At 66.0% G+C, this 291-nt stretch carries 1 protein-coding gene; it reads left to right on the top strand.

Annotation, left to right across the window (positions count from 1 at the left end; translation table 11 throughout):
• The coding region (locus AC0L20_RS40740; protein WP_473295783.1) for a permease at positions 1-291 on the top strand (291 nt) is incomplete at both ends.

A 291-nucleotide genomic window follows, 5' to 3' on the forward strand; every position in this document is an offset into this window, starting at 1 on the left:
GGCCTATGCCCAGGTGTATTTCCTGGCGATCTGGAAAGCCGCCGTCCTGGCAGTAATCCTCGGTTCGCTGCTGCAGGTGCTGATCCCTCGCGACTGGCTGTTGCGCCTGTTTGGCCGCGCCGGCCTGGGCTCGACCCTGCGCGGCGGGCTGTTCGCCTTGCCGGGCATGATGTGCAGTTGCTGCGCGGCGCCCGTTGCGGCAGGTATGCGGCGGCAAAAGGTATCGGTCGGCGCGGCGCTGGCGTTCTGGATCGCCAACCCGGTATTGAACCCGGCCACATTGGTGTTCAT

It is taken from the genome of Bradyrhizobium sp. Kon58, assembly GCF_055807455.1.